The sequence below is a fragment of the Streptomyces sp. DSM 110735 genome, from assembly GCF_016482685.1.
In the GTDB taxonomy this organism is placed as follows: Bacteria; Actinomycetota; Actinomycetes; order Streptomycetales; family Streptomycetaceae; genus Streptomyces.
Map to the genome: position 1 here is coordinate 194,538 of NZ_JACYHF010000001.1, position 24,827 is coordinate 219,364.

At 70.2% G+C, this 24,827-nt stretch carries 22 protein-coding genes and 1 tRNA gene; 11 read left to right on the forward strand and 12 right to left on the reverse strand.

Annotated elements, in window-relative coordinates; all coding sequences use genetic code 11:
• Positions 1 to 6: 6 nt before the first annotated feature.
• Together grpE and dnaK are read right to left on the reverse strand one after the other, a co-directional pair.
• Positions 7 to 657 carry a nucleotide exchange factor GrpE gene (gene grpE / locus IF655_RS00875; RefSeq protein WP_199581450.1) on the reverse strand — a complete coding sequence of 217 codons (651 nt, stop codon included), beginning with the start codon at positions 655 to 657 and terminating at the stop codon, positions 7 to 9.
• On the reverse strand, positions 654 to 2,495 hold the full coding sequence (dnaK, locus tag IF655_RS00880; protein ID WP_199581451.1) for a molecular chaperone DnaK: 1,842 nt from the start codon (positions 2,493 to 2,495) through the stop codon (positions 654 to 656). Before dnaK ends, grpE begins: the two co-directional genes overlap by 4 nt.
• 1,186 nt (positions 2,496 to 3,681) lie before the next feature.
• Between dnaK and IF655_RS00885 the strand changes: the two genes are divergently transcribed.
• Complete coding sequence (locus IF655_RS00885; RefSeq protein ID WP_199581452.1) at positions 3,682 to 5,964, forward strand: (Fe-S)-binding protein; 2,283 nt, start codon at positions 3,682 to 3,684, stop codon at positions 5,962 to 5,964.
• A gap of 88 nt (positions 5,965 to 6,052) precedes the next feature.
• On the opposite strand, the gene IF655_RS00890 is transcribed toward IF655_RS00885, so the two are convergent.
• Positions 6,053 to 6,391 carry an antibiotic biosynthesis monooxygenase gene (locus IF655_RS00890; protein ID WP_199581453.1) on the reverse strand — a complete coding sequence of 113 codons (339 nt, stop codon included), beginning with the start codon at positions 6,389 to 6,391 and terminating at the stop codon, positions 6,053 to 6,055.
• A 255-nt stretch (positions 6,392 to 6,646) separates the two neighbouring features.
• Between IF655_RS00890 and IF655_RS00895 the strand changes: the two genes are divergently transcribed.
• From IF655_RS00895 to IF655_RS00905, 3 genes are all read left to right on the forward strand, one after another.
• Complete coding sequence (locus IF655_RS00895; protein ID WP_199581454.1) at positions 6,647 to 8,131, forward strand: FG-GAP and VCBS repeat-containing protein; 1,485 nt, start codon at positions 6,647 to 6,649, stop codon at positions 8,129 to 8,131.
• Between the two features lie 156 nt (positions 8,132 to 8,287).
• Entirely contained in the window at positions 8,288 to 9,235 is a 948-nt protein-coding gene (locus IF655_RS00900; RefSeq protein ID WP_199581455.1) for a YIP1 family protein, read from the forward strand.
• 178 nt (positions 9,236 to 9,413) lie between these two features.
• Complete coding sequence (locus IF655_RS00905) at positions 9,414 to 10,175, forward strand: hypothetical protein (RefSeq protein WP_199581456.1); 762 nt, start codon at positions 9,414 to 9,416, stop codon at positions 10,173 to 10,175.
• A 55-nt stretch (positions 10,176 to 10,230) separates the two neighbouring features.
• Here the strand turns inward: IF655_RS00905 and IF655_RS00910 are convergent, their stop codons facing one another.
• From IF655_RS00910 to IF655_RS00920, 3 genes are all read right to left on the reverse strand, one after another.
• Positions 10,231 to 10,740, reverse strand: a complete 510-nt coding sequence (locus IF655_RS00910; protein ID WP_199581457.1) for a phosphoribosyltransferase — start codon at positions 10,738 to 10,740, stop codon at positions 10,231 to 10,233.
• Positions 10,741 to 10,747: 7 nt separating this feature from the next.
• Complete coding sequence (dcd, locus tag IF655_RS00915) at positions 10,748 to 11,323, reverse strand: dCTP deaminase (protein ID WP_018547797.1); 576 nt, start codon at positions 11,321 to 11,323, stop codon at positions 10,748 to 10,750.
• 138 nt (positions 11,324 to 11,461) lie between these two features.
• Entirely contained in the window at positions 11,462 to 11,632 is a 171-nt protein-coding gene (locus IF655_RS00920) for a hypothetical protein (RefSeq protein ID WP_199581872.1), read from the reverse strand.
• A 259-nt stretch (positions 11,633 to 11,891) separates the two neighbouring features.
• Here IF655_RS00920 and IF655_RS00925 point away from each other — a divergent pair.
• A tRNA-Gly gene (locus tag IF655_RS00925) sits at positions 11,892 to 11,965 on the forward strand.
• Positions 11,966 to 12,174: 209 nt separating this feature from the next.
• Positions 12,175 to 12,810 carry a hypothetical protein gene (locus tag IF655_RS00930; RefSeq protein WP_199581458.1) on the forward strand — a complete coding sequence of 212 codons (636 nt, stop codon included), beginning with the start codon at positions 12,175 to 12,177 and terminating at the stop codon, positions 12,808 to 12,810.
• A gap of 63 nt (positions 12,811 to 12,873) precedes the next feature.
• Here the strand turns inward: IF655_RS00930 and IF655_RS00935 are convergent, their stop codons facing one another.
• From IF655_RS00935 to IF655_RS00950, 4 genes are all read right to left on the reverse strand, one after another.
• Positions 12,874 to 13,272, reverse strand: a complete 399-nt coding sequence (locus IF655_RS00935; RefSeq protein WP_199581459.1) for a PIN domain-containing protein — start codon at positions 13,270 to 13,272, stop codon at positions 12,874 to 12,876.
• Entirely contained in the window at positions 13,269 to 13,550 is a 282-nt protein-coding gene (locus IF655_RS00940; protein WP_199581460.1) for a hypothetical protein, read from the reverse strand. Before IF655_RS00940 ends, IF655_RS00935 begins: the two co-directional genes overlap by 4 nt.
• A 71-nt stretch (positions 13,551 to 13,621) precedes the next feature.
• Entirely contained in the window at positions 13,622 to 14,596 is a 975-nt protein-coding gene (locus tag IF655_RS00945; RefSeq protein ID WP_199581461.1) for a CU044_5270 family protein, read from the reverse strand.
• A gap of 2 nt (positions 14,597 to 14,598) precedes the next feature.
• Positions 14,599 to 15,204, reverse strand: coding sequence for an RNA polymerase sigma factor (locus tag IF655_RS00950; RefSeq protein ID WP_199581462.1), 606 nt, complete (start codon positions 15,202 to 15,204; stop codon positions 14,599 to 14,601).
• Between the two features lie 147 nt (positions 15,205 to 15,351).
• On the opposite strand from IF655_RS00950, the gene IF655_RS00955 reads away from it, so the two are divergent.
• The 4 genes from IF655_RS00955 to IF655_RS00970 all read left to right on the forward strand — a co-directional run bounded on the left by IF655_RS00955 (position 15,352) and on the right by IF655_RS00970 (position 20,485).
• Positions 15,352 to 16,221, forward strand: a complete 870-nt coding sequence (locus IF655_RS00955; protein ID WP_199581463.1) for a nucleic acid/nucleotide deaminase domain-containing protein — start codon at positions 15,352 to 15,354, stop codon at positions 16,219 to 16,221.
• Between the two features lie 37 nt (positions 16,222 to 16,258).
• On the forward strand, positions 16,259 to 17,938 hold the full coding sequence (locus IF655_RS00960; RefSeq protein ID WP_199581464.1) for a WD40 repeat domain-containing protein: 1,680 nt from the start codon (positions 16,259 to 16,261) through the stop codon (positions 17,936 to 17,938).
• 182 nt (positions 17,939 to 18,120) lie between these two features.
• Positions 18,121 to 19,815, forward strand: coding sequence for a nucleic acid/nucleotide deaminase domain-containing protein (locus IF655_RS00965; RefSeq protein WP_199581465.1), 1,695 nt, complete (start codon positions 18,121 to 18,123; stop codon positions 19,813 to 19,815).
• A 61-nt stretch (positions 19,816 to 19,876) separates the two neighbouring features.
• Positions 19,877 to 20,485: an SUKH-4 family immunity protein gene (locus tag IF655_RS00970; RefSeq protein ID WP_199581466.1), complete on the forward strand. Its 609-nt coding sequence runs from the start codon at positions 19,877 to 19,879 to the stop codon at positions 20,483 to 20,485.
• Here IF655_RS00970 and IF655_RS00975 read toward each other — a convergent pair.
• Entirely contained in the window at positions 20,476 to 21,783 is a 1,308-nt protein-coding gene (locus IF655_RS00975) for a helix-turn-helix transcriptional regulator (protein WP_199581467.1), read from the reverse strand. The genes IF655_RS00970 and IF655_RS00975 overlap by 10 nt on opposite strands.
• A 245-nt stretch (positions 21,784 to 22,028) precedes the next feature.
• Here IF655_RS00975 and IF655_RS00980 point away from each other — a divergent pair, with 245 nt between their 5' ends.
• Positions 22,029 to 22,568 (forward strand): DUF4232 domain-containing protein, encoded by a 540-nt coding sequence (locus tag IF655_RS00980; protein WP_199581468.1) that lies wholly within the window; start codon positions 22,029 to 22,031, stop codon positions 22,566 to 22,568.
• Between the two features lie 128 nt (positions 22,569 to 22,696).
• Here the strand turns inward: IF655_RS00980 and IF655_RS00985 are convergent, their stop codons facing one another.
• Entirely contained in the window at positions 22,697 to 24,661 is a 1,965-nt protein-coding gene (locus tag IF655_RS00985; protein ID WP_199581469.1) for an Ig-like domain repeat protein, read from the reverse strand.
• Between the last annotated feature and the right edge of the window lie 166 nt (positions 24,662 to 24,827).

Below are 24,827 nucleotides of genomic sequence, written 5' to 3' on the forward strand. Positions count from 1 at the left end.
ATTACGTCAGCCCTCCTCCGGGCCACCGTTCTCCTTGTCGTCCGCCGCGCTCTCCTCGGCGTCCTCCGCCTTGACGGTCTGCGCGCCGGGCTGCGGCTCGGCCACGGCCACCCGCGCGGGGCGGATGGTGCGCTCGCCGATGCGATACCCGGGCTGGAGGATCGCCACGCAGGTCGTCTCGGTGACGTCCGGCGCGTAGGAGTGCATCAGGGCCTCGTGCACGGTCGGGTCGAAGGGCTCGCCCTCCTTGCCGAACTGCATCAGACCCATCTTGGCCGCCACGGTCTCCAGCGACTCGGCGACCGACTTGAAGCCGCCGACCAGCTCGCCGTGTTCCCGCGCGCGACCGATGTCGTCGAGCACGGGCAGCAGCTCGGTCAGGAGGTTCGCGATGGCGATCTCCTTGACCGCGACCCGGTCGCGCTCGACCCGGCGGCGGTAGTTCTGGAACTCGGCCTGGAGGCGCTGGAGGTCGGCCGTGCGCTCGCCGAGCGCCGTGCGCGTCTGGTCCAACTGGGCCACGAGGGCCGCGTCCTGGCTTGCGTCCCCGGCCGGGGCCGCCCCCTCGGAGGAGGCGGCCTTCGGCTCGGCGTCGTCGGGGGTGGCGCCGGAGGGGACGTCGGGCTTCTCCTCGAAGCCCGGGGTCTCCTCCGTCACGCGGCACCGTCCTTGCGCTCGTCGTCGACGATCTCGGCGTCCACGACGTCGTCGTCGGCCTTGGCGTCACCGGCGTCGGCGGAACCACCGGCGGCCTGGGCGCCCTGGGCGTCGGCGTACATGGCCTGGCCGAGCTTCTGCGAGACGGCGGCGACCTTCTCGGTGGCCGTGCGGATCTCGGCGCTGTCCTCGCCCTTGAGCTTCTCCTTCAGCTCGGCGATGGCACCCTCGACCTCGGTCTTGATCTCGCCCGGGACCTTGTCCTCGTTGTCCTTGAGGAACTTCTCGGTCTGGTAGACGAGCTGCTCGCCCTGGTTGCGGGTCTCGGCGGCCTCGCGGCGGCGGTGGTCCTCCTCCGCGTACTGCTCGGCCTCCTGGCGCATGCGGTCGACCTCGTCCTTCGGCAGCGAGGAGCCGCCGGTGACGGTCATCTTCTGCTCCTTGCCCGTGCCGAGGTCCTTCGCGGTCACGTGCATGATGCCGTTGGCGTCGATGTCGAAGGCGACCTCGATCTGCGGGACGCCGCGGGGCGCCGGGGGCAGACCGGTCAGCTCGAACATGCCGAGCTTCTTGTTGTACGCCGCGATCTCGCGCTCACCCTGGTAGACCTGGATCTGCACGGACGGCTGGTTGTCCTCGGCCGTCGTGAAGATCTCGGACCGCTTGGTCGGGATCGTGGTGTTGCGCTCGATGAGCTTGGTCATGATGCCGCCCTTGGTCTCGATACCGAGGGACAGCGGGGTGACGTCGAGGAGCAGGACGTCCTTGACCTCGCCCTTGAGGACACCGGCCTGGAGCGCGGCGCCGATGGCGACGACCTCGTCCGGGTTCACGCCCTTGTTGGCGTCCTTGCCGCCGGTCAGCTCCTTGACGAGCTCGGCGACGGCGGGCATGCGGGTCGAGCCACCGACGAGGACGACGTGGTCGATCTCGTTGATGGAGACGCCGGCGTCCTTCATGACGTTGAAGAACGGGGTCTTGCAGCGCTCGAGCAGGTCGGCGGTGAGCTGCTGGAACTGGGCGCGGGTGAGCTTCTCGTCCAGGTGCAGCGGGCCCTCGGCGGACGCCGTGATGTAGGGCAGGTTGATCGAGGTCTCGGAGGACGAGGACAGCTCGATCTTGGCCTTCTCGGCGGCCTCGCGGAGGCGCTGGAGGGCCATCTTGTCCTTGGCGAGGTCCACGCCGTGGCCGGCCTTGAACTGCTGGACCAGGTAGTCGACGACCCGCTGGTCCCAGTCGTCGCCACCGAGGTGGTTGTCGCCGTTGGTGGCCTTCACCTCGACGACGCCGTCACCGATCTCCAGGAGGGACACGTCGAAGGTGCCGCCACCGAGGTCGAAGACGAGGATGGTCTGGTCGTCCTTGTCGAGGCCGTACGCCAGGGCGGCGGCGGTCGGCTCGTTGACGATGCGCAGGACGTTCAGACCGGCGATCTCGCCGGCCTCCTTCGTCGCCTGACGCTCGGAGTCGTTGAAGTACGCGGGGACGGTGATGACCGCGTCGGTCACCTTCTCGCCCAGGTACGCCTCGGCGTCCCGCTTCAGCTTCTGCAGGATGAACGCGGAGATCTGCTGCGGGTTGAAGTCCTTCCCGTCGAGCTGGATCTTCCAGTCGGTGCCCATGTGGCGCTTCACCGAGCGGATGGTCCGGTCCACGTTCGTGACCGCCTGGCGCTTGGCGACCTCGCCGACGAGCACCTCACCGTTCTTCGCGAAGGCGACGACGGACGGCGTGGTCCGGGCACCCTCGGCGTTGGTGATGACGGTGGGCTCGCCGCCCTCCAGAACGCTGACGACGGAGTTAGTCGTGCCCAGGTCGATGCCGACCGCACGTGCCATGGTTGATTCCTCCAACTGACTTGAGTGGAACGGACTCAAGCATGACACTCCCGCTCCGCTGAGTCAACAGACATGAGCGAAGTCGACTCAACTCTTATCCATCCCCTACACGCAACGCCCTCCGGGCGGGGGCAAGTCGGGGCGATCTTCTCAGTTGGGTGGGGGTGCGGGGGGCGTGTTCCCCCGGGTGGCGTGGATACCGGGGGGGCTCGGGGACGGTCGGGACTGGCCTGGGGATCGGTCGGGCGTGCGCCTGTGGGGGCGTGATCCCTGGGGCGCGTCACGGCGACTGAGACCGTGCCCCAGCAACCGGATACGAGCGCGGCACCATCTCCGAGACCAGACACCGGGTCGCGGTAACGCGGGATGACCGGGCACGGGCGCCACTGCGGAGTGACCTGAGCCGGCGAGCCACACGCCCGAACGCAAAGCGACGGCCACGGGTGCGGCTGCGGGACAACCCGGACGGCGGCACCACTGGCCGCGAAGCGGCTCAGGGGGGGCAGGCACGGTTGGGGCTGGCTTGGGGAAATCGGCCGGGCGTGCGCCTGGGGCAGCTTGAGTGTGCGGGCGTGGGTCGGATCAGGTGCGGCGCTCAGCGCCACCTGGGGCAGGCGCGGTTTGGGAGGCAACTGGCACAGGGGGGTGCTGCGAGAGCTGGGGTTCACCCCTGGCGCCCGGGCATCCGGGGCGCCGGACGGCGGGGGTGGCAGCCGTCCGGGGTGACGGGCGGCAGGGGTGGCAGCCCGGTGCCGCGAGGGCTGGGATTCGACCCCGGCACCCCGGCACCCCGGCACCCCGGCACCCCGGCACCCGGCATCCGGGCGGCCAGGGTGGCGGCTAGGCGCTGTGAGGGCTGGGGTTCGGCCCTGGTGCCTGGGCATCTCGGTCGTCTGGCGGCTCGCATCCCGGTGTGGACCTCGCCTTCGGGGCGGTCCGGGCGGTGGCCGTGTCACCCGGGTGGGCCAGTCGGGGAGGCGGAGCAGGGGGCGGGGGGTTCGGGCGGGGAGGGTGAAGTGGGAGGATTCCACCGCCGTTCCGCCGGACCTCCCGGGCAGGGGAAGGGTTGCCTCAGCGATCCACGTCACCCCGCGGACGGCTGCGTGGCGGCGGAAGATGGGGGTAGTCTCAAACGGACTGCATAAGTTACCGCTTAGTAATTTCGAGGCCGCCTCAGGAGCCCCTCATGCAACTCGCCGCGATCATCGTGTCGCTGGTCCTGACCGTGATCGGCGTCGCGCTGCTGGCCCGCGCCATCGGTCAGTTCGTCCGGTACTTCAAGCTGGGCCAGCCCGTGCCCGCGGGAACCCGGACCGACAACCCGTACCAGCGCAGCGTGACCCTGGTGCGGGAGTTTCTCGGCCACACCAGGATGAACCGGTGGGGCATCGTCGGCATCGCCCACTGGTTCGTGGCCGTCGGCTTCCTGACGCTGCCGCCCACCCTGGCGCAGGCGTTCGGCCAGCTCTTCAAGGCCGACTGGACGCTGCCGCTGATCGGCGACTTCCTGCCGTTCGAGCTGTACATCGAGTTCATCGGCGTCATGACGACGATCGGCATCCTCGTCCTCATGGCCATCCGGCTGATGAGCCTGCCGTCCCGCCCCGGCCGCAAGTCCCGCTTCGCGGGCTCCAAGTCCGGCCAGGCGTACTTCGTCGAGTACGTCATCCTCACCATCGGCCTCGCGATCTACACCCTGCGCGGCCTCGAAGGCGCCCTGCACCACGTCGACCACTACGAGGCGGCGTACTTCGCGTCGTACCCCCTGGTCCTCGCCTTCAAGGGGCTGAGCGTCGCCACCCTGCAGAACCTGGTCTACCTGGTCGCCACGATCAAGATCGGGACCTCGTTCGTCTGGATGATCGTCGTCTCGCTCAACACCAACATGGGCGTCGCCTGGCACCGCTTCCTCGCGTTCCCGAACATCTGGTTCAAGCGCGAGGCGACCGGCGGCACCGCCCTCGGCGCGCTCCAGCCGATGACCTCCGGCGGCAAGCCGATCGACTTCACCGACCCCGGTGACGACGACGTCTTCGGCGTCTCCCAGGTCGAGCAGTTCTCCTGGAAGGGTCTGCTGGACTTCTCCACCTGCACCGAGTGCGGCCGCTGCCAGTCGCAGTGCCCCGCCTGGAACACCGGCAAGCCGCTCTCCCCCAAGCTCCTCATCATGTCGCTGCGCGACCACGCGCACGCCAAGGCGCCGTACCTCCTCGCGGGCGGCGGCAAGACCATGGAGGGCGACGAGAAGGCGAGCGAGGAGCAGCTCAAGGACGTCCCCGCCGCCGCCCTCGCCGAGGCAGAGCGCCCGCTCATCGGCACCGCCGAGGAGAACGGCGTCATCGACCCGGACGTCCTGTGGTCCTGCACCACCTGCGGCGCCTGCGTCGAGCAGTGCCCCGTCGACATCGAGCACGTCGACCACATCGTCGACATGCGCCGCTACCAGGTGATGATCGAGTCCGCGTTCCCGTCCGAGGCGGGCACGATGCTCAAGAACCTGGAGAAGAAGGGCAACCCCTGGGGTCTGGCGAAGAAGCAGCGCCTGGAGTGGCTCAAGGAGGTCGACTTCGAGGTCCCGGTCGTCGGCAAGGACATCGAGGACCTGACCGAGGTCGAGTACCTGTACTGGGTCGGCTGCGCCGGTGCCCTGGAGGACCGCGCCAAGAAGACCACCAAGGCGTTCGCCGAGCTGCTCCACATCGCGGGCGTCAAGTTCGCCATCATGGGCGGCGACGAGAAGTGCACCGGTGACTCCGCCCGCCGCCTCGGCAACGAGCCCCTCTTCCAGGAGCTCGGCATGGAGAACGTCATGTCCCTCAACGCCGCGTTCGGCGAGGAGATGGACGACGACGGCAAGGTGACCGACGCCTCGCGCAAGCCCAGGTCCGCCAAGAAGATCGTCGCCACCTGCCCGCACTGCCTCAACACGCTCGGCAACGAGTACCCGCAGCTCGGCGGCGACTACGAGGTCATCCACCACACCCAGTTGCTCCAGCACCTGGTGGACGAGGGCAAGCTGATCCCGGTCACCCCGGTCGAGGGTCTCATCACGTACCACGACCCCTGCTACCTGGGCCGCCACAACAAGATCTACACGCCCCCGCGCGAGATCATCGGCAAGGTCCCCGGTCTGCGCAACGAGGAGATGCACCGCCACAAGGAGCGCGGCTTCTGCTGCGGCGCCGGTGGCGCGCGGATGTGGATGGAGGAGCGGATCGGCAAGCGCATCAACAACGAGCGCGTCGACGAAGCCCTCTCCCTCAACCCGGACATCGTCTCCACCGCCTGCCCGTTCTGCCTCGTCATGCTGACCGACTCGGTCAACGGCAAGAAGAACGATGGCAAGGCGAAGGAGTCCATCAAGGTCGTGGACGTCGCCCAGCTCCTGCTGGAGTCGGTCAAGACCCCCGTGGACCCGTCCGAGGACGACGAGCCCGCCAACGAGCCGGAGCCCGAGCCGGTGAAGTAAGCGGTACGACGACGAAGGTGCCCCCGGCCGATGACTGGCCGGGGGCACCTTGTCGTATCGGCGGCAGGACCTCACCGCCGAGAAGGAACTACGCCTCCTTCGGCGCCGCCTGCTGCACCACCTCGAACGACCACAGCGTCGAACCCGCCGCCGCGGGCCGGTGCTTCCCGCCCTCGCCGCCCTCGCCGCCGCCGGTCCCCTGGTGAGCCGCCTTCATCGGGCCCTCCATCCACGCCTGGAACGCGGCGTCGTCGCGCCAGCGGGTGTAGACGAGGTACTGGTCGGTCCCCTCGACCGGACGCAGCAGCTCGAACCACTCGAAGCCGTCCGAGCTCTCCACCGTGTGGGCCCGCGAGGCGAACCGCTTCTCCAGCACCTCCCGCTGCTCGGCGGGAACGGTCAGTACGTTGATCTTGACTACGCTCATGCCCCCATCCTGCCCCCGCCGCCCCCGCGGTGCGCCCCCGACACCGGACGTCACGGCGGTCGCACCGGACCCGCAGGTCACGGCAGACCGAAATTTTCCCGAACTCCAGTACAACCCTTGCGTCTTGGCGCCGGTCTCTTGATCGCCGACCGCCGCGCAGCCCCCCTCGGGCGGACCGAGGGGGAGCGCGGCGGGCGGCTTCATCGACTGCGGATGCCCGACCCGGCGTCCCCTGTATGCCGCAGGAGAAACCGCATGCACGCACCTCACAGACTCGCCCTCGCGACGGCCACCGCCGCTGCGCTGACGGGCGGTCTGTTCACCGTCGCCGCCGCTCCCGCCTCCGCCGCCGACTCCGTCAAGGTCGCGCGCGCCGACTTCAACGGCGACGGCTACGGCGACATCGCCACCGAGGCGGCCGGCGCCTACGTCGGCGGTCTCAAGAACGCCGGCCAGGTCACCGTCATGTACGGCGGCACCTCCGGCGTCTCCGGCGCCCAGCACACCACCCTCAGCCAGAACTCCACGGGCGTCCCCGGCACCTCCGAGGCGGGCGACTTCTTCGGGTACTCCGAGGCGTACGGCGACTTCAACGGCGACGGCTACGACGACCTCGCCGTCGGCGCCCCCAGCGAGAAGGTCGGCTCCGACACCAACGGCGGCACGGTCGCCCTGCTGTGGGGCTCCAAGAGCGGTCTGACCGGCAAGGGCGTGACCCTGGCCGACCCGTCCCCCAGCGCGCACGACCGCTGGGGTCTGACCCTGGCCTCCGGCGACTTCGACGGCGACGGCAGGGCGGACCTGGTCGTCGGCTCCACGGCCACCACGCTCTACGTCTACCGGGGCGGCTTCAGCGCCTCCGGCACCGCCCCGAGCCGTACCACCTTCACGGTGCCCATCCAGAAGGGCAGCTCCGACTACCCGTTCGGCCCGCTGCACCTCGCCGCCGGGGACGTGAACGGCGACGGCCGCAGCGACCTCGTGATCAACGGCTGGGAGAGCTCGTCCGACTACGGCTGGAACACCAACTACTGGCTGCCCGGCACCAGCAGCGGTCTGACCACGTCCTCGGTCAGGACGCTGAAGTCCGGCATCGTCACCGGCATCGGCGACATCAACGGCGACGGCTACGGCGACATCGTCAGCGGGGTCGGCTGGGACGCGGGCAAGCTGGACGACGGCACCCCGATCCCGGACTCCTCCACCGGCGGTCGCGTCAACATCACCTACGGCTCCGCCTCGGGTCCCGCCTCGACCGCTGTGATCAACCAGGACACCGGCAACGTCCCCGGCGGCTCCGAGAAGGGCGACGAGTTCGGCTGGGACCTGGACCTCGGCGACGTCAACGGCGACGGCTACCAGGACATCGCGATCGGCAGCCCCTTCGAGGACCTCGGCGGCGTCGCCGACACCGGGCAGGTCACCGTCCTGTACGGCTCCCCGAGCGGGGTGAACACCACCTCCGGCGGCCAGGCGCTCGCCCAGAGCACCGCGGGCGTCCCCGGCGGCGACGAGAAGGGCGACCACTTCGGTCTCGACCTCAAGCTCGACGACGTCAACGGCGACGGCAGGGCGGACCTGGTCGTCGGCTCGGACGAGAACAGCGGCAACGGCTCGGTGACCTACCTGCCCTCCAACGGCACGAAGATCACCACGACCGGCTCGCACCTCACCAACGTCGGCGACGTGGGCGTCTCCACCTCCGGCACCCCCGAACTGGGCGCCGTCTTCGGGGACTGAGCCCGTCACCGGACGTCATCCTCGCCCGGCACATCCCCGACCGACCCCTGACCGACCCCTGACGGTCCCTTAGGGGATGTCACAGGTCGGCCGCAAAGCCGGGCCCAGCCCCCTGGGCCCGGCCCGCGACCGCCGCGGACCAGGTACGTTCGACGGGTGGCTGGATTCAGGATCGGACGCGGGGACCACGACCATCGCTCCCCGCAGGGACAGCAGGCGCCGCAGGGCCCGTCGTACGGCGGCGGACCCGCCCCGCGCCACGGACAGCAGGGACCGTCGTACGGCTACCCCCAGGGCGGCCCGGCGTACCCGCAGCAGCAGGCGTACCCCCGGCCGGGACAGCCGGGCCCCAGTGGCCCGTCGTACGGCTACCCCGGACCGCCCGCGGACGGACCGGAGTACTTCGGCGACGGCGGTCACCACCCGGGTCCGCGCGCGCCGCACGACCCGTACGCCGCCGACAACCCGGGTCACACCCAGGCGTTCTCGGTCGACGACGCCGCGGGCTACACCCAGGGCGAGACCTACCACGCCGGTGCCGCCGAGCCCGCCGGTCCGATCGGACCGCCGCTGCACTGGAAGGAGCTGCTGAAGGGGATCGTCCTGTCCCCGAACCAGACCTTCCTGCGGATGCGCGACTACACGATGTGGGGTCCCGCCCTCATCGTCACGTTCCTCTACGGTCTGCTCGCGGTCTTCGGGTTCGACACCGCCCGCGCGGACGCCATCGGCGCGACGCTGACCAACGCCATCCCGATCGTGCTGGTCACCGCCGTCGCGATGGTGCTCAGCATCTTCGTGCTGAGCGTGGTCACCCACACCCTGGCCCGTCAGCTCGGCGGCAACGGCAACTGGCAGCCGACCGTCGGACTGTCGATGCTGATCATGTCGCTCACGGACGCGCCCCGGCTCGTCTTCGCGATGTTCGCGGGCGGCGACGCGGGCTTCGTCCAGGCGATCGGCTGGGCGACCTGGCTCGGCGCGGGCGCGCTGCTCACGCTGATGGTGTCGCGCTCCCACGACCTGCCCTGGCCGAAGGCGCTGGGCGCGTCCGCGATCCAGCTCATCGCGCTGCTGTCGATCGTGAAGCTCGGCACGTTCTGAGCCGACACGCGGAGACGCGCTCGGAAAACACCCGTACGGCATACACCCGTCCGGCATATGCAGAACTGATATGTCCGTTTATCTCCCGATACGTTGAGAACGCCGCACCGGCCGAGGAGCCGGTGCGTGCCTCTTCTTCGAGACGAATCAGGGAGTGAGTGTGAAAGCTCGCTTTGGCGTGAGCCGCGCAAAGGCGCTCACGATCGCCGCACTGTCCGCCCTCGCCGCCACGGCCCTCCAGGTACCGGCCACGGCCGCCGGGGGCACCGGGGGCGGAAGCAGCGCGGACCACTGGGGTGTCATCACCCGCAACACCATCGGCTCGCCGGTGGCCGCACTGCGGGAGGGCCCCTACGGCTCGTTCGGCGTCACCGGCGCCGCCGCCCGTCCGCCCTTCGGCACCGGCAGCCTCGGCATCGAGGTGGCGGACAACTCCACCTCACTGACCCCGCCCAGCGAGAAGGTGGACTTCGGCAACGAGGTCGACTTCTACGGCAACCCGGTGCTCGGCCTCACCCAGGTCGGCTTCCGCGTGTTCCAGACCGGCGAGAACGTCTCGTACGGCGGTCCCCGGAACCTGCCCAACATCAAGTTCGAGATCAACCCGAACGTCGCCGCCCACCCCGGTGACACCTACTCCACGCTGGTGTGGGTGCCCGGACCGGTCACCACCACCGACCGCTGGAGCGGCTACCTCGACGCCACCACCACCGGCACCTGGTATCTGACGGGCGGCGAGACCGCCTGCACCCAGGCCGCTCCCTGCACGTTCGCGCAGGTCAAGGCGTCGCTGAACGACGGCGGCGCGGCACCGCTCATCTACACGGCGGCTGTCGGCAAGGGCCGCGACTACCTGTGGACCGGCGCGGTCGACGGTCTGCGCATCAACAACAACGTCTACGACTTCGAGGCGAACGGCGTGAAGGTGCGCCGCGCCTGACCGAGCCGTACGCGGGCGACGCGGTCCTCGGACGGCCGACGGTATCCGGCCGGGATCAGAGGGCGTCCTTGGACGGCGTCACCGGCTCACCCTGCCTGCGCACCGGAGGCAGCACGCTCCACGGGAAGTTGATCCAGGCGTCGGTGTGCTTCCACACGTACTCGCACTTCACGAGCGAGTGCGGCTTCTCGTACACGACGGCGGTGCGGACCTCGGCGACGGTCTCGCGGCAGAAGTCCCGCACCAGCTTGAGCGTCTTGCCGGTGTCGGCGACGTCGTCGGTGATCAGGACCTTCTTGTCGGAGAAGTCGATGACGTTCGGGACGGGCGCCAGCATGACCGGCATCTCCAGGGTGGTGCCGACGCCGGTGTAGAACTCCACGTTGACCAGGTGGATGTTCTTGCACTCCAGGGCGTAGGCGAGACCGCCGGCCACGAAGACGCCGCCACGGGCGATGCTCAGCACGATGTCCGGCTCGTAGCCGTCGTCCGCGATGGTCTGCGCCAGCTCGCGGACCGCCTCGCCGAAGCGCTCGTAGGTCAGGTTCTCCCGTACGTCGCTCATATCGCCCTCACACCTGGGTCCGGTGGAAGTTCAGGTAGGAGCGCGAGGCGGTCGGACCGCGCTGACCCTGGTACCGGGAGCCGTAGCGCTCGCTGCCGTAGGGGTGCTCGGCGGGCGAGCTGAGCCGGAACATGCAGAGCTGGCCGATCTTCATGCCGGGCCAGAGCTTGATCGGCAGGGTGGCGAGGTTGGACAGCTCCAGGGTCACGTGACCGCTGAAGCCGGGGTCGATGAACCCGGCGGTGGAGTGCGTGACGAGACCGAGGCGCCCGAGCGAGCTCTTGCCCTCCAGGCGGGAGGCGAGGTCGTCGGGGAGGGTGATGACCTCGTACGTGCTGGCCAGCACAAACTCACCGGGGTGCAGGATGAAGGGCTCGTCCCCCTCGGGCTCGACCAGCCGGGTGAGGTCGGTCTGCTCGACGGAGGGGTCGATGTGGGGGTACCGGTGGTTCTCGAACACCCGGAAGTAGCGGTCGAGCCGCACGTCGATGCTGGACGGCTGCACCATGGATTCGTCGTAGGGATCGATCCGCACCCGCCCGGCGTCGATCTCGGCCCGGATGTCCTTGTCTGAGAGAAGCACGTCCCGAGGATACGCAAGGGGTACGGAGGGCGGACAATCGTGGCGGACGCCGTGCACGGGCGGCTACGCGACGCGACCGCCTCCGGGTGGAGACGGCCGCGCGTGTCTGTATCTCTTGTTGATCTCTTGTTGCCGCCGCTACCGCTTCTCGAGCGTGACCGGTACGACGCTGCGGAGCCGGGCGCACCGCGGGCACCGCACGAGCCGACCGGGTCCGAGCCGCTCGGCCTGCTGCATCGGGAACGAAGTGGTGCTGAAGACGTGGCCGTCCACGCAGCGGACGACGGTGCGTTCCATCAAGTCCCTCAAGTCCCTTCCCCAGGAGCCTCGTCGGGCCATCAACCCCGACGACAAAAGCCACATTACGGGATACTCGGGAAGCCTCTCCAGACGGCACTCCGCCCCACCCGAGCCCTCTCCGAAGGCCCCACCGTACGCCCCAACTCCACACCCCCGTACCGCCCCGAGCCCCCGACACGCGAAGCGCCCCGCGGTGCGACTTTGGGATGGGGTACAGTGAGCGAGCGTTCGGACATCGACTGCGATTTGGTCTCTATGTCCGCCTTACGCGGGTGTAGTTTAATGGTAGAACATCAGCTTCCCAAGCTGAGAGCGCGAGTTCGATTCTCGTCACCCGCTCCAAGAGAAACCCCAGGTCAGCGACCTGGGGTTTATTCGTGCCTGCTCCAATTTGAGGCGGCGCGCCCTAAGCAACGGCGCGTGAGGCCGCTCGCCTGAGTCGCGCCAATCATGTAGGCGCCGTGCTCACGCCGAGTGAGTGAGGGCAGGAGCCCGGTGTCAGTGGCTACTGTCAGGATCGGCATCGCCCCACGTCGTCGCCTGGAGGACACATGAGCGCCGATCTCGGTCCGCTGGCCATCACGCGCCGCAGCAGCAGCGAGCTGATACGGGCCAAGGGCGAAACAGTGGGCAGACTCGGCGACTTCTGGAGCTGGGCGTGCTCCGACCTGGCCAACAACACCATGCGTGGCGTCCTGGCCGAGTACCTCGTAGCCATGGCACTGGGCGCCGCAATCGGCACACGCACTGAATGGGACACCATTGACATTCGTACGCCCGAGAAGTGGCGCGTGGAGGTGAAGTCGGCGGCTTACCTGCAGTCGTGGGCACAACCCCAGATGTCGAAGATCGAGTTCGGTATCGCGCCGGCTTCCGGCTGGGACGCCCAGACCGGCACCGCCTCAGTAGAGGTCATGCGGCGCTCGGACGTGTACGTGTTCTGCCTGCTGCACCACCAGGACAAGCAGACCCTCGATCCCTTGAACCTCGACCAGTGGACCTTCTATGTCCTGCCCACCCGCATTTTGGACGAGCGCTGCCCGACCCAAAGGTCCATCAGGCTCTCCAGCCTCGTCGAGCGCCTCAGCCCGCTGAAGACCGACTTCGCCGGCTTGCCGAAAGCGGTCTCCGCGTGCGCCGAAGGCATGCGCCAGCCCGAGGGCAGCGGCCTCAACCCACTTCAGTAGACGGAAGCAAGACGGTCTGTTCGACGTGCTCCGGGCGTGGGAGCCGGAGGAGTAGGACGGGCTTTAGACCTTCTCCGGACTTACGCGTGGATGTGCGGCGGTGAGCAGCTCGATGTCTTCCACATCGGAAGTCAGGATCGTCACGCGGCCGGGATGCTGCAGGGCGGTCGCGCACAGCATCGCGTCGATGGCGTACTTGTGGCCGTGCAGTCCCGCCGCGCGCAGCAAAGCGGCAGCGGATTCCGCGACGGCCCGGGTCACCGGATCGACGCTCAGGCGGGACAGCGTCCATTTCAGGGCCGCTTCGTTGATCTTCGGGTGGATCACCTCGACCAGAACCGCCGCGGAGGTGATCACGGGCAGGTCCGCGTCGCGAGCAGCCGTCAGCCACTCGTGGATTTCCCGGTCACGTTGTACGGCCTTCGCCAGGCCCTCGCTGTCCAGGACCAGGGCACCGCTCACGCCGCCGCCCCGGCACCGGAAGCGCCGCCGGTCAACCGGGCACGCTTCGCCGCCACGGCCTCAGGGTCGGCGGGGCCGTGCACCTTGTCGAAGTCCGCGATCAACTCGTCCAGGTTGTCCCGCTCGATCTGCCGCTGGGCGGCTTTCTCCAGATACGCCGAGACGCCCCGCTTGCCGACTCGCTCGCGGATCGCCTGCAGAGTCCCGGCAGTCAGCGTGACGGAGATGCCACTGGTGGGGCCGTCGCCGGGCGGGAAGTCAACGTCGTCATCAGCCACAACCCCGAGTATGCCATTGAAAATGGCATAACGGGCGACCCGCCCCCGTGGTGCGGGCCGCCCCGGTTCGGTCAGGGGCGGGTGCCTGGCTTGTCCACCACGGCTGTTGTGAAGAGGGAGCTGCCGCCGAGGACCTTGCCGTGGGCGGAGACGATGCGTTCGCCGACGATGCGGTGGGTCTGGGGGTCGATCAGCCACTGGTCGAGCATCGAACCGCCGGTCTTGGACGGTTCCCCGCGGTTCCAGTTCAGGGCGATCACCCGGCGTCCGGCGGCGTCCTTGACCAGGTGGCCGGTGACTTTTCCGCCCGGGAGCAGGGCGAGGGCGCGGTAGAGGGAGGCAAGACCCTTGGCCGGCATCACGGGGTTCGAGAGCAGGACGCTGATCTCGGAGTAGTCGTTGCGTGCCTGGGAGGACCCCTTGTCGTCGGCTATGGCGTTCTGCTCGCGCAGCGCCTTCAGCGTGCCCCTGCCGTCGGTGGGCAGGGCGGCGAGGACCCGGTACATCTCGCGGGGCGAGCGGTCGTCGCCCTCTCCGCCGTTCTCCAGGTGCATCTTCATGATGTGGAGCGGCTCGTCCCCGAACCGGGAGGTCATGGCGGAGCCGTCGTAGCGGATCCACTTCTCCTCGGGGCCCACGAATCGGCCGGTCCTGCCCACAGGCTGCGGAGGCTCCTGCGCCTCCTTGGTGTAGATCCACTGCTTCGCTGTCGGTACCGTGCCGTCCGGCTGTGTCTGGACCGCGTCGGCTGCCTGCCGCAGGAACTCCGCCGTGGTCACGCCCCGGTAGCGCACGTCCGGCGTCGTCGCGGGCCGCACGGTGTCCCGTGAGCCCGACGAGCCCACCAGCAGGGTCGCGGCGACGGCGACGGCGGTCACCGCGGCCACGACCCCGACGAGCGCGAACTCCCGCCGCAGCCACCGCGCGCGGCGCGACCGCCCGACCCGCGCGGCTTCGGTGAGCAGGGTCCGTCCCGGTGCGAGCCGGGCGCGGTCGGGCGCCGGTACATGGGCGCGCAGCGCGCGCACCTCGGTCATCTCGTCCATGGCTACGCCACCTCTACCGCGTCGGTCACGAATGCAGGATCGGCACCCAGCGCCGTACGTACCTTGCGTCGCGCCCGGTTGAGCCGCGAACGCACCGTGCCGACCGGTATGCCCAGCGCCTCCGCGACCTCCTGGTAGGTGAGGTCGGCCCAGGCGACGAGCAGCAGGACGTGCCGGTCCGGTCCCGACAGCGCCGCGAGGGCTCCGGCCAGCGGAGCCTGCGCCGCGATCCGGCTGTCGGCGTCCTCCAGCCAGAACGCGCCCCCCGACGCGGCGAGCGGGTCGCGACCGGTGCGGGCGAGCGCCCTGAGCGCACGCACCTCGGCGCGGCGCTGCTTGCCGATCAGGTTTCCGGCGATGCCGTACAGCCAGGGGCGGGCGTTGGCGCGCGTGCGGTCGTAGCGGGACCGGATCCGGAAGGCGGTCAGGAAGGTGTCGGCGGTGATGTCGTCCGCGGCGGCGTCGCCCAGGCGACGGGCGGCGTAGCGGTGGATGTCGGCGGCGTAGCGGTCGTAGAGCAGGGCGAACAGCTCCGACTGCTCCAGCGACTGCGCGACTATCTCCGCGTCGTCCTCCGTCCGCGCCGCAGACGGCGGTGGTCCGCTCACTGTGCTCCCCTGACTCGTCGGTGACGGTGTGCCACCCGCTGTTCCCCGACGAGCCCCGAAGAGTTCACGGTTTCCGGGGAGTCGTCGTCCCGCCGGTGAAGCCGCATAGGGTGGAGCCGGTATGCCCGTCACCGTGAGAGGTCTGTGATGACCGAGCTCCCCCCGGACCCCGCCGTCACGCAGTTCGGCCCCCAGGGGCTGCGCCGCATCAGTGTGCCCGCGACGTACGGGACCGTGCCCGCCTCCGCCCGCGTCCACCTCGCGCAGGTCGGGGTGCCGCTGCACGTCGGACCGTACTTCGTCGCGGCGGACGAGACCGACGGGCTCACCCTCGGGATGTACACCGGGCATCGCGGCGTGGCGCTGCAGGGGGAGTGGGCGGAGTGGGTGCGTGTCGGCACCGACCGGCTGGCGCATCTGTGTGTCCGCACCGACGGCTCCGTGACGGCGGTCTTTCCCGGACGCGGTGAGCCGGAGCTGTTCGTGAACTCGGACATCGCCGCCTTCACCCACTGCGCCGCCGCCCTGGACCGCGCCCTGCCGGTGATCGCCGCCGCGGACGGACTGCCGTCCGCCGCCGAGGCGTTCGCCGCGCTGGTCCAGGAGATCCGGCGGATCGACCCGGCGGCCGTCACCGACCGGGAGAACTGGTGGTCCCGGGTGCTCGACGACGTCCGCCACACGCTCAACTTCCCGTTCTCCTCCGCCTTCGAGTACGTCACCGAGGACGGCGGCAAGCAGATCGTCACCGCCCAGGCGGGTCCCGGACTCCCGCACCCCGAGGAGCAGTTGTGGCGGCGGCTCGCCTCCTCCGGCGTGGAGCCCGGGCAGGTCAGCCGCGTCTACTGCGAACTCCAGCCGTGCATGATGCCGGGGCACTACTGCGCCGCCTGGCTCCAAGCCGTCCTGCCGGACGCCGAGTTCACGCACAGTTTCGACTACGGCGACACCGCGGAGTCCCGGGAGGAAGGGATCAGGGAACTCATCACCCACGCCGCGCGGCAGGCAGGGCAGTGATCCGCCGCCCGGGTGGCGCGGGGACGGAGCCGGGTTCATGACCGCCGGTGCCGCCCCGCAGTGGTCCCGCCCCGCCGCCGGGCGGGAGCCCGCCGCGGCAGCCCTGCTCTCCTGGCTCGGCGATCCCCTCGCCCCGGGGCTCGCCGTGCTCACCGGTGGGGAGGGGAGCGGGAAGTCGCGGCTCCTCGCCTGGCTGATCGGGCACGGCACCCGGCCCGGCACCACCGGCGACCGCCGCGTCCACGCCTTCGTGCCGCTGGTGGGACAGAGCGCGACCACGGCCGTCTGGATGCTCGGCCAGCAACTGTCGGTCGCCGCCCGTTCCCCGGGCGACCTGCTGGCAGCGCTCGCCGCCGACCGGCGCCGTACCGTCCTCGCGCTGCCCGCGCTGCACGCCGCCGAGGAGCCCGGCTCGCTCGTCGAACTCGCGCTGGATCTCGCGTCGTTGGAGCATGTCCGGGTCCTGGTCGAGGTCCGCTCGGGTACGCCGTGGGAGCAGGCGCTCACCGCCGGACCCTGCGCGCGCATGGACCTGGACGAGCCCCGCTGGACCGACGAGGCGCGTCGCGCGTCCTGGGACGCGGACCATGCCGACGAGCCCGTGGAGCGGGACCCCGAGCCGGAGGAGCCGTTCGACCTGGACGATCCCGCCTCGGTCTGCGCCGCCGACCCCTGGAGCGTGAGCCTCGCCTACGAACGCTCCGCGGAGAGCCACGGCGGACTGCGCCCCGCCTGGCTGCGCGCCGGTGCCTCCCTGACCCGTGAGCAGCCCGCCGCCGAGCGCGCCCTGGTGCTCCTCGCCGCCCTCGGTGACGACGCCGATCCGCGCCTGCCCGCCGCCCTCGGCACCGTGGCGCGGGACGCCTCCTGGACCGTCGTGTGGCACCGGGTGCGCGGGGACATCGACCCGCCGTGGCCCGGTCCGGCCCGCGCCCTGGCGTCCGGTACCGGTCCGTCGGGCGGGCACCTCGTCGTCGCGGACCACCAGGGCACCGTGCGTGTCCTCGACGCGGACAGCGCCCGCGCCACCGGTCGCCTCCCGCACTCCGCCGCCGGGGTCCGCGCCCTCGCCGTACTCGACGACGGCACCGTCGGCGTCCTGGACGAGCACGGGCTGCCGCACACCCGGCACACCGCCGAGTCCGCGAAGCCCAGGGGGCTCGCCGCCCTCCTCGACGACGGACCCTCCACGGGGGAGCAACTCCTCGACGCTGTAAGGGAGTACGCGCGAGGCGGGCGGGAGACGGTCACCGCGATGGGCAGTACTGGCGAACAGGTCTTCCTCGGTGACGCGGACGGTACGGCGCATGTCGTGGCCGTCGGCGCCGAGCCGCGTACCGCCGCGCTGCACCAGGGGCGCGTCACCGCGATCGCCGGGACCCCGCTGCCCGTCTCCGCGGCGGGCGACACCGCCCTCCTGCTGTACACGGGCGGCGCCGACGGCACCGTACGAGCCTGGGCGCCCCACGCCGGACCCATGCCGGAGCCGGTGGCCGAACGTGACTGCGCGGTCAGCGCGTTGGCGGTGACGACGGGGGACACCGGACCCGTCCTGGCGATCGCCTGGGCCGACGGACTCGTGGAACAACGGGCCCTGGGCGACGACCGGTTGCCCACCTTCCATCCCGGTGGCCAGGTCCACGCGCTCGCCTTCACGGCGGAGGGGGACCTGGTGGTCGGGACGGACGAGGCGCTCGTGCGGCTGCAAACTCGGTAACTACCGTGCCGCCGCCCGCCGGACGGTGGGCGCCGCTGTCAATTCCCTTGCGCCGCCCAACAGATGGGACTCTTGTCACAGAATCGCGACGCGGCGCGGTTTCCACTTGTGCACCTGCCAACCCGCCCCGTTAGCTGGGTAGTCGGAGACATGAAGGCCGACGGGAGACGGGGCGCGCGGTCATGGGGCTGGTCCTGCCGAGCATCATCGACGAGGCACTCGACCTCATCGGGGTCAACTGGCCCAACGTCGACGAGGACGACTACTTCGAAATGGCGACGTCCATGCGGGACTTCGCCGACACCTTCGAAGGTCAGGGAGGCGCCGCGCACAAGGCGGTGACCCGCATCATCGACTCCTCCGAGGGTCTGGCCGTGGAGGCCATGCGCAAGCACTGGTCCCATGTGAAGACCGGTCACCTGGACAAGATCCCCGACCTGGCGCGGCTGTTCGCGGACGCCTGCGACGGCGTCGGTCAGATCATCCGCGGCATGAAGGTCAAGGCGGGCGTCGAACTCGGGGTGCTCGCGGGCACCATCGTCGCCGAACTCGCCGCCGCGCCGCTGACGTTGGGCATCTCCGCCGCTGCCGCCGCCGGTGAGATCGCGCTGATGCGCACCATCGTGAAGCGGCTCGTCGACGAGGCGGTGGATCAGCTCGTCGACACGCTCGTCACCAAGCTCACCGAGCCCGTCACCGCCAAACTCCAGGAACTCATCTCGGACATGGTGCTCGACCTGGCCGAGGGCTCCTTCAAGCCCGGTGCCGACCCGGGCGGCATGAAGCTGGCGTCGGCGGGCGACGACGGCGACACGGGTGGCTCCGGCGGCGGGGGACTGCGGACCGTCATCGACCACACCGCGTTCGAGGACGGCGCCGGGAAGGTCTCCAGCCACGGCAGCGACCTGGGCAGCCAGTCCGGGGTCCACCTCCACAGGTCGAAGAGCACCTTCGGCAGGACCAAGGGCAAGGACGTCTTCACCCACGCCGTCGACGGCTTCATCGAGGAAGCCATCGACGGCATGGAAAAAGCCGCCAAGAAGGTGACCGACCACGTCACCCACACGTTCCCGGACAGCGTGAAGGCCGCCTCCCGGCACCAGAAGCGCAAGGACCACGACATCGGCGACGAGGTCGGCAGGGTCGAGGTCAAGAAGCCCAGGCAGGACGGCGGCAACACGCCGATGTACCTGCTCAGCGACGACGGTTCGATACGGCGGCTGCACCACGACGGCACCACCACACCCGTCCACCCCGACGACTCCTCCGGCGTGCACGGCGTACTCGGCGACAAAGCCTGGTACCCGTGGAACCACACGGGCGAGAAGCAGCGCAAGGACAAGCCGAACAAGGGCGAGACGGTCGGCTCCACCAAGGTCGCGCCCGGCTCCACCGAGCTGGCCCGCGCCACCCAGCTCGGCCGCTACGCCAACCGCACCGAGCGCCCCGGCTCCTACGTCCCCGGCGGCAACTACGCCTCCGCCCTGTACGACGGCGACGGCAGCCGCTTCATCCTGGTCGGCGCCAGCGGCAAGGCGCACTCCGAACGCTCCATCGGGCACCCGCTGATCAAGAAGGGGCATGAGGGCAACGTCTCCCACCTCTACACGGAACGGCAGCCCTGCCAGAAGAACCCCAAGTGCGAGAGATACCTCGCGCGGGAGTTCCCCAGCCATCTGGAAGTCACCCACAGCGCGAAGTACGACCAGTCCGAGAAGGGACCGGACGGCACGGAGCTGAGCAAGTACAAGAAGGACCGGGAACACCGCGCCTACGTCCAGTGGCTGGAGGACCAGTGGAAACAGCACGGTGTCGCCGGTGGACGCACTGATACGGTGATGGACCTCTCGCCCTCGGACCGCAAGTTCGTGCCGTAGGAGGGGAGTCGGCCCAGAATCCCACGGCGTCCGCAGCGCCGCCGAGTTCGGAGTCCCGGAAGTGCTTTTCGACGTCACCCACAGCGAATTGGCCGGCATCTTCGGGGAGGAGCGGGTCGCGACCGTGCCCGCGAGCGCCTTCCCGCCCGCCGTCGCGGACACCGAGGGCGCCCGCTTCCTGCAGACCGTCGGCGTCCCCACCGGCACGCTCGCCCTGCGTCAGCCCGAGGAGCCCGGCGGTCGGCTGCCCCTCGTCCGGGACGCCGTCCACCTCGACGACTTCGAGGACCTTCCGGAGGGCGCGGGCGACTGGCCCGTCGTCGCCTGGCTGCTCAACGCGCACCTCGCCCTCGACCCCGCGTCCGGCGCGGTGTACGCCCTCGACGCCGACGAGGAGAGCGCGCAGCGGCTCCACACGGACGTCTCCTCCCTCGCCGAGGTCACCCTCCGGTTCCAGCGGCTGCTCGACGAGTTCACCTTCGGCGACGACGAGGAAGCGGGCTTCGAGCGCCTGGAGGGCGACGTCGACCGCATCCGCGAGGAGACGAGCGCCGTCGACCCGCTCCCCTTCCGGGACGACGAGACCGTCTGGTCGGCGGTGGGCGACGAGATCGCCATGGGCCAGCGCTTCACGGCCGACAGCCCGGGCGGCCGCTCGCTCTACGGCTGACCGACCCGGTACCAGTGGGTGCCGCCGACCGGGAACTCGTAGGTCGGACGCCCGTGGCTGCCGGTCGTACGGAACGGGACGCCGTGGTCGCTGATGCGGAGGGTGCCCTGGCGACCGCCGCTGTTCCACTGGAGGTCGACGTACCACCGCACGTCGTGGGTGTCCGCGCCCGCGGTGATGTAGAGGACCTCGGGGTCGGACTGGCTGACCTTGTAGGGGAAGCCGCGCTGACCCGCCTTCGGGACGACGACCGGGTGGGCGGCGTCGAGGTTCGTGCCGAAGGACCTCGTCTCCACTCCGCCGCCGCAGCCCGACGAGCCCAGGTAGGCGTTCCAGGCGGCCGGGGCGCCCGAGTCGACCACGACGACGTGCATGGACTCGATGACGACCGTCTCGTCACCCGTGCCCTGGACGGTCAGCGCGACGCGCTGCTCGTCGGCGGCTACGGCGCCGTTCGCCTTCACCCACCCCGGCACGTCCTGTCCCATCACCGGCGGCGAGACCTGTCCTGGCGGGCGGTTGATCAGGTACTTCGCCTCGCACTGCGGGTCGTCCCAGCCGTAGGTGCGGGTGCTGACCGTGAGGGGGACCGCGTTGTGGTCCTGCGGGTGGTTCGGGGCGGTGGTGGTGTGGGTCGGGGGCGTGGTGGTGGGTCCGGTGGGGGACGGGGTGCGGCTCGGGCGCTTGGCGGGTGATGCCGAGGTCGAGGGGTGGGGGGTGGCGGGGGTCGGGTGGCCGGTGGCGGTCGCGGCGGTGCCGGTCGGGCGGTCGTTCGCCGTCGGGGTGGTTCCCCAGTCCTTCGGGTCGAGGGCGAGGGCGGTGGACACGGCGACGACTACGGCTACGGCCGCGGCGACGGGGATCCAGCGTTTGCGGGCGCGCCGGGGGGCGGGAGCGGCAGGGGCTTCGGGCTCCTCCGACGCACTGGGCGCGGGCGACGCGGGCACTGGCTCGGGTCGGTCAGCCCGGGACTCCGGTCCGGTGTCGGGCACAGGCGCTTCCACCGGCGCTTCCACAGGGGTGTCCGCCGCGGGCTTCCGCCCGCGTTCCCGCGCCGCGTCCGCCAGGACCCAGCGCCGGTGCAGCTCGACCAGTTCCTCGGGGGTCGCCCTGCACAGGCGGGCGAAGCGGGAGAGGACGGCGTAGTCGGTCGGTACGCCGTCGCCCTTGCAGTAGCGGTGCAGCGTCGACGTGCTCATGTGCGCGCGTTTGGCCAGGGCTTCGTAACTCAGCCCGGACCGCTGCTTCAACTCGCGTAACAGCGCGGCGAAAGCGGCGATCTCGTCAGCGTCCCCCACCGGTCCCCCATTCCGTTCGGCATCCCAGGGCGGTCATGTTTCCCCAGGTCAGAGCCGGTGCGAGCATCCCAGCGTCCCGAAACTCCCGATGGAATGGCGGGTGGGACGGCGCGTGGCACAAGCTGAGGTCATCCAAGCACGGAGCCCCGCCGGGATCGGTGACGGCCCCGCTCGGACCGGCTCAAGGGACCCGCGCCGCAAGCGCGTTCGGCCCGACCCACCCGTACAGAGAGAGCAGTCGACCCATGCGTATCGCCTCCCGCTTCACCGCCCGCGTCACCTCCTCCGTGGTCGTCGCCGGTGCCCTCGCACTCGTCGGCGTCCAGGCCGCCGGGGCGACCGCCTCCGCCGCCACCAAGGCGTCCACGGTCACCTGCACCACCGCGAACACCAAGCTGACCGTCACCGAGGTGTCCCGCCCGATCAACCACCTGCTGCTCAAGGCCACCAACACCGGCACCGCGACCTGCAACGCCCACTACGCCCCCTTCCTGCGCGCCGGTGCCGACGCGCAGGCTCCGCTGGCGTGGGCCGAGGAGACCAAGCCGCAGGCCGTGGTGACGCTCAAGCCGGGCGAGTCCGCGTACGCCGGCATCCTGACGTACTCCCCCGACGGCGAGGGCGGCTACACCGCCAAGACCCTGGGCGTCCTCTTCACCGACAAGAACGCCGCCTCCACCAACAAGGAGAAGACCCTGAACCTCCCGAACGGCGGCGTCTTCTTCAACAGCGCGGCGGCGGTGACGTACTGGCAGACCAACGCGGCGGACGCGCTCGCCTGGTAGTCGCGGTACGACCGCACCGCACCGCACCGCACCGCAGCCGTCGTCGGGCTCGTCCCGTTGCGGCGGGACGGGCGGTGACGCGAAAGCCCCGGGTCCGCCTGTGCGGCGGGCCCGGGGCTTTCGCGGGGTCACTTGGTGAAGGTGAAGTACTTCCAGGCGCCGTGGGTCGTCGAGTTGACGTTGTCGCCGGAGGTGCCGTTGACGTACGACGAGCGGGTGCGGGCGAGGATGCCGGATTCGCCGGGGGCTTCCAGGCGGACGGCGGAGGTGCCGTCGGGGGCGAGGGCGAAGTACTCGGAGTCGGTCTCGTACCAGGTGCCCTGGTAGTAGACCTCCAGCTCGAAGCGCTGGCTGCGGCCCTTGTAGTAGTTCATGGTCGTGGTGAGGACCGGGTCGGTGTTCTTGTGGAAGTAGTAGTAGGTGTGGGAGCCGATCTTGCCGGTCTTGTAGTGGCGGGAGACCGCGGTGGAGACCTTCGCCTTGGCGTACGCGACGGACTTGACGGTCCTGTCGGCGTAGTGGGCGTCGCCGGAGAAGACGGCGGTGACGGTGGTGTCGCGGGTCATGTCGACCGTCGCGGAGACGTTGCCCTTGGAGTTGACCTTGGCGGTCTTCAGCAGCTTCCTGGACTTGTCGGAGCCGAAGGGGTCGGCGTACAGGGAGACGGTGCGGTTCTTGTACGTCGTGCCGAGGTGGGCGGTGAAGGTGACGTCCTTGCCGTACGCGTACAGCTTGCCGTTGTTGTTCAGGCTCAGCGAGGTCGACTTGCGGGAGACCGCGACCGCGTCGGAGCCGGAGGCGGCGGCGTGGGTGGCGTCGCCCGCGTAGGAGACCTTGTAGGTGACCTTGCCGCCCGCGGGCGGGGTGTCGGTGAAGGAGAAGGTGCCGTCCGCCTTGGTCTTCGCGGCGATCAGCGTCTTGCCCTTGGGCGACTCGACGTCCGTACGGGTCACCGTCAGGGCGGTGCCCGCGGGCGGGCGCGTCTTCGAGGTCAGCTTGCCGGTGACGGTGAGCTTCTTCGCGCGGTCCGCCTTCGACGGCGCCGACACCGTGAGGGTGGGCAGCTCCTTCGTCGGGTCGGTCAGGATGCGCAGGGTGAGGGTGCCGTAGGTGTTCTCGGAGACGGCGAAGAGCCGGCTGGAGTCCGGCGCCCAGGCGAGCGCGCCGTCCACGAGGGTGTCGGCGCCGGAGCTGTTGCCGGTGTTGGGGAAGTCGTACGTCCGTACCGGCACCGGGTCGCCGGGGCGGTGGATGTGGACGTCGGGGTCGTACCAGGAGAAGCTGCCCGCGGCGACCGTGCCGTCGGGGGCGACCCGCACGGCGTTGGGGTACGCGTCGTCGGGGTAGCCGGTCTGCTGGGTGAGGTCGGTGGTGGAGTAGGCGCCTATGGAGTAACCGCCCCCGGAGCCCCACGAGGTGAGGACCTGGCGTCCGTCCGGCGTCAGCTCGAGCTGCTTCACACCGGAGTCCATCTGCCCCTTGGCCCGCAGCGTGGCACCGTCGGCGGTGACGTCGTACACCGCGAGGTCGCTGCCGCTGCCCGCGACCAGCACGCCCGGGACGGACGGGTCGGCGGCGAGGAACGTGGAGCCGCCGTAGAAGCCGACGTCGCCGCGCTGGGCGAGGTGGACGACGGGTTCGGCGCCGGAGACGTCCAGCGAGCCGAAGTCGGTGTTCTGGCTGAACCAGATGCGGCCGTCCACGACCTCCAGGTCGCTCGGGGCGTCGCCGACCGGGTAGCTCGCGGTCTGGGCGTACGTGCCCGTGTCCACCGCGATGATCCGGTCGCTGTTCTTGACCGCCGCGTACACCTGACCGGAGTCGGCGGACAGCGCGAGACCGGTCACGCCGGAAAGACCGGTCAGCGTGGCCTTCACGGTGCCGGAGTAGTCGGTGACGACGATCTTTCCGCCGCTCGGGTCGGAGACGTACACGCGCTGGTGCGCGCCGTCGACGACCATGTCGCCGACCGACGTCACCGGAAGGACCTTGGCGGAGTCCGCCGCCGCGGTACCGGCCGCGCCCGCCATCAGGGACGCGGAACCGAGGACGACCGCGAGCGCCGTCGCGATCGAGATGCTGCGCCTGCGCACAGTGATTGAACCCCCACGGGAATGTCCGGTGCTCCCCGGACGAAGACGAGACACCACCAGTCCCCCCTCGCACCTCGTGTGGGCGCGTGGTCGGTGGTGTGGAGGGCAGCGTATGGCATGGCTGTGACAAAGAGGGAGAGGGTTAGTGCGTGCCTCCGGTCCCCTA

What these genes read in the sequence shown, in the direction of transcription:
- IF655_RS00910 (WP_199581457.1), bottom strand. Translation starts at nt 10,740, where the DNA reads ATGAGCGACGTACGGGAGAACCTGACCTACGAGCGCTTCGGCGAGGCG.
- IF655_RS00885 (WP_199581452.1), top strand. Translation starts at nt 3,682, where the DNA reads ATGCAACTCGCCGCGATCATCGTGTCGCTGGTCCTGACCGTGATCGGC.
- IF655_RS00980 (WP_199581468.1), top strand. Translation starts at nt 22,029, where the DNA reads ATGCGTATCGCCTCCCGCTTCACCGCCCGCGTCACCTCCTCCGTGGTC.
- IF655_RS00930 (WP_199581458.1), top strand. Translation starts at nt 12,175, where the DNA reads ATGAGCGCCGATCTCGGTCCGCTGGCCATCACGCGCCGCAGCAGCAGC.
- dnaK (WP_199581451.1), bottom strand. Translation starts at nt 2,495, where the DNA reads ATGGCACGTGCGGTCGGCATCGACCTGGGCACGACTAACTCCGTCGTC.
- IF655_RS00955 (WP_199581463.1), top strand. Translation starts at nt 15,352, where the DNA reads ATGACCGAGCTCCCCCCGGACCCCGCCGTCACGCAGTTCGGCCCCCAG.
- IF655_RS00895 (WP_199581454.1), top strand. Translation starts at nt 6,647, where the DNA reads ATGCACGCACCTCACAGACTCGCCCTCGCGACGGCCACCGCCGCTGCG.
- IF655_RS00965 (WP_199581465.1), top strand. Translation starts at nt 18,121, where the DNA reads ATGGGGCTGGTCCTGCCGAGCATCATCGACGAGGCACTCGACCTCATC.
- IF655_RS00960 (WP_199581464.1), top strand. Translation starts at nt 16,259, where the DNA reads ATGACCGCCGGTGCCGCCCCGCAGTGGTCCCGCCCCGCCGCCGGGCGG.
- IF655_RS00890 (WP_199581453.1), bottom strand. Translation starts at nt 6,391, where the DNA reads ATGAGCGTAGTCAAGATCAACGTACTGACCGTTCCCGCCGAGCAGCGG.
- IF655_RS00945 (WP_199581461.1), bottom strand. Translation starts at nt 14,596, where the DNA reads ATGGACGAGATGACCGAGGTGCGCGCGCTGCGCGCCCATGTACCGGCG.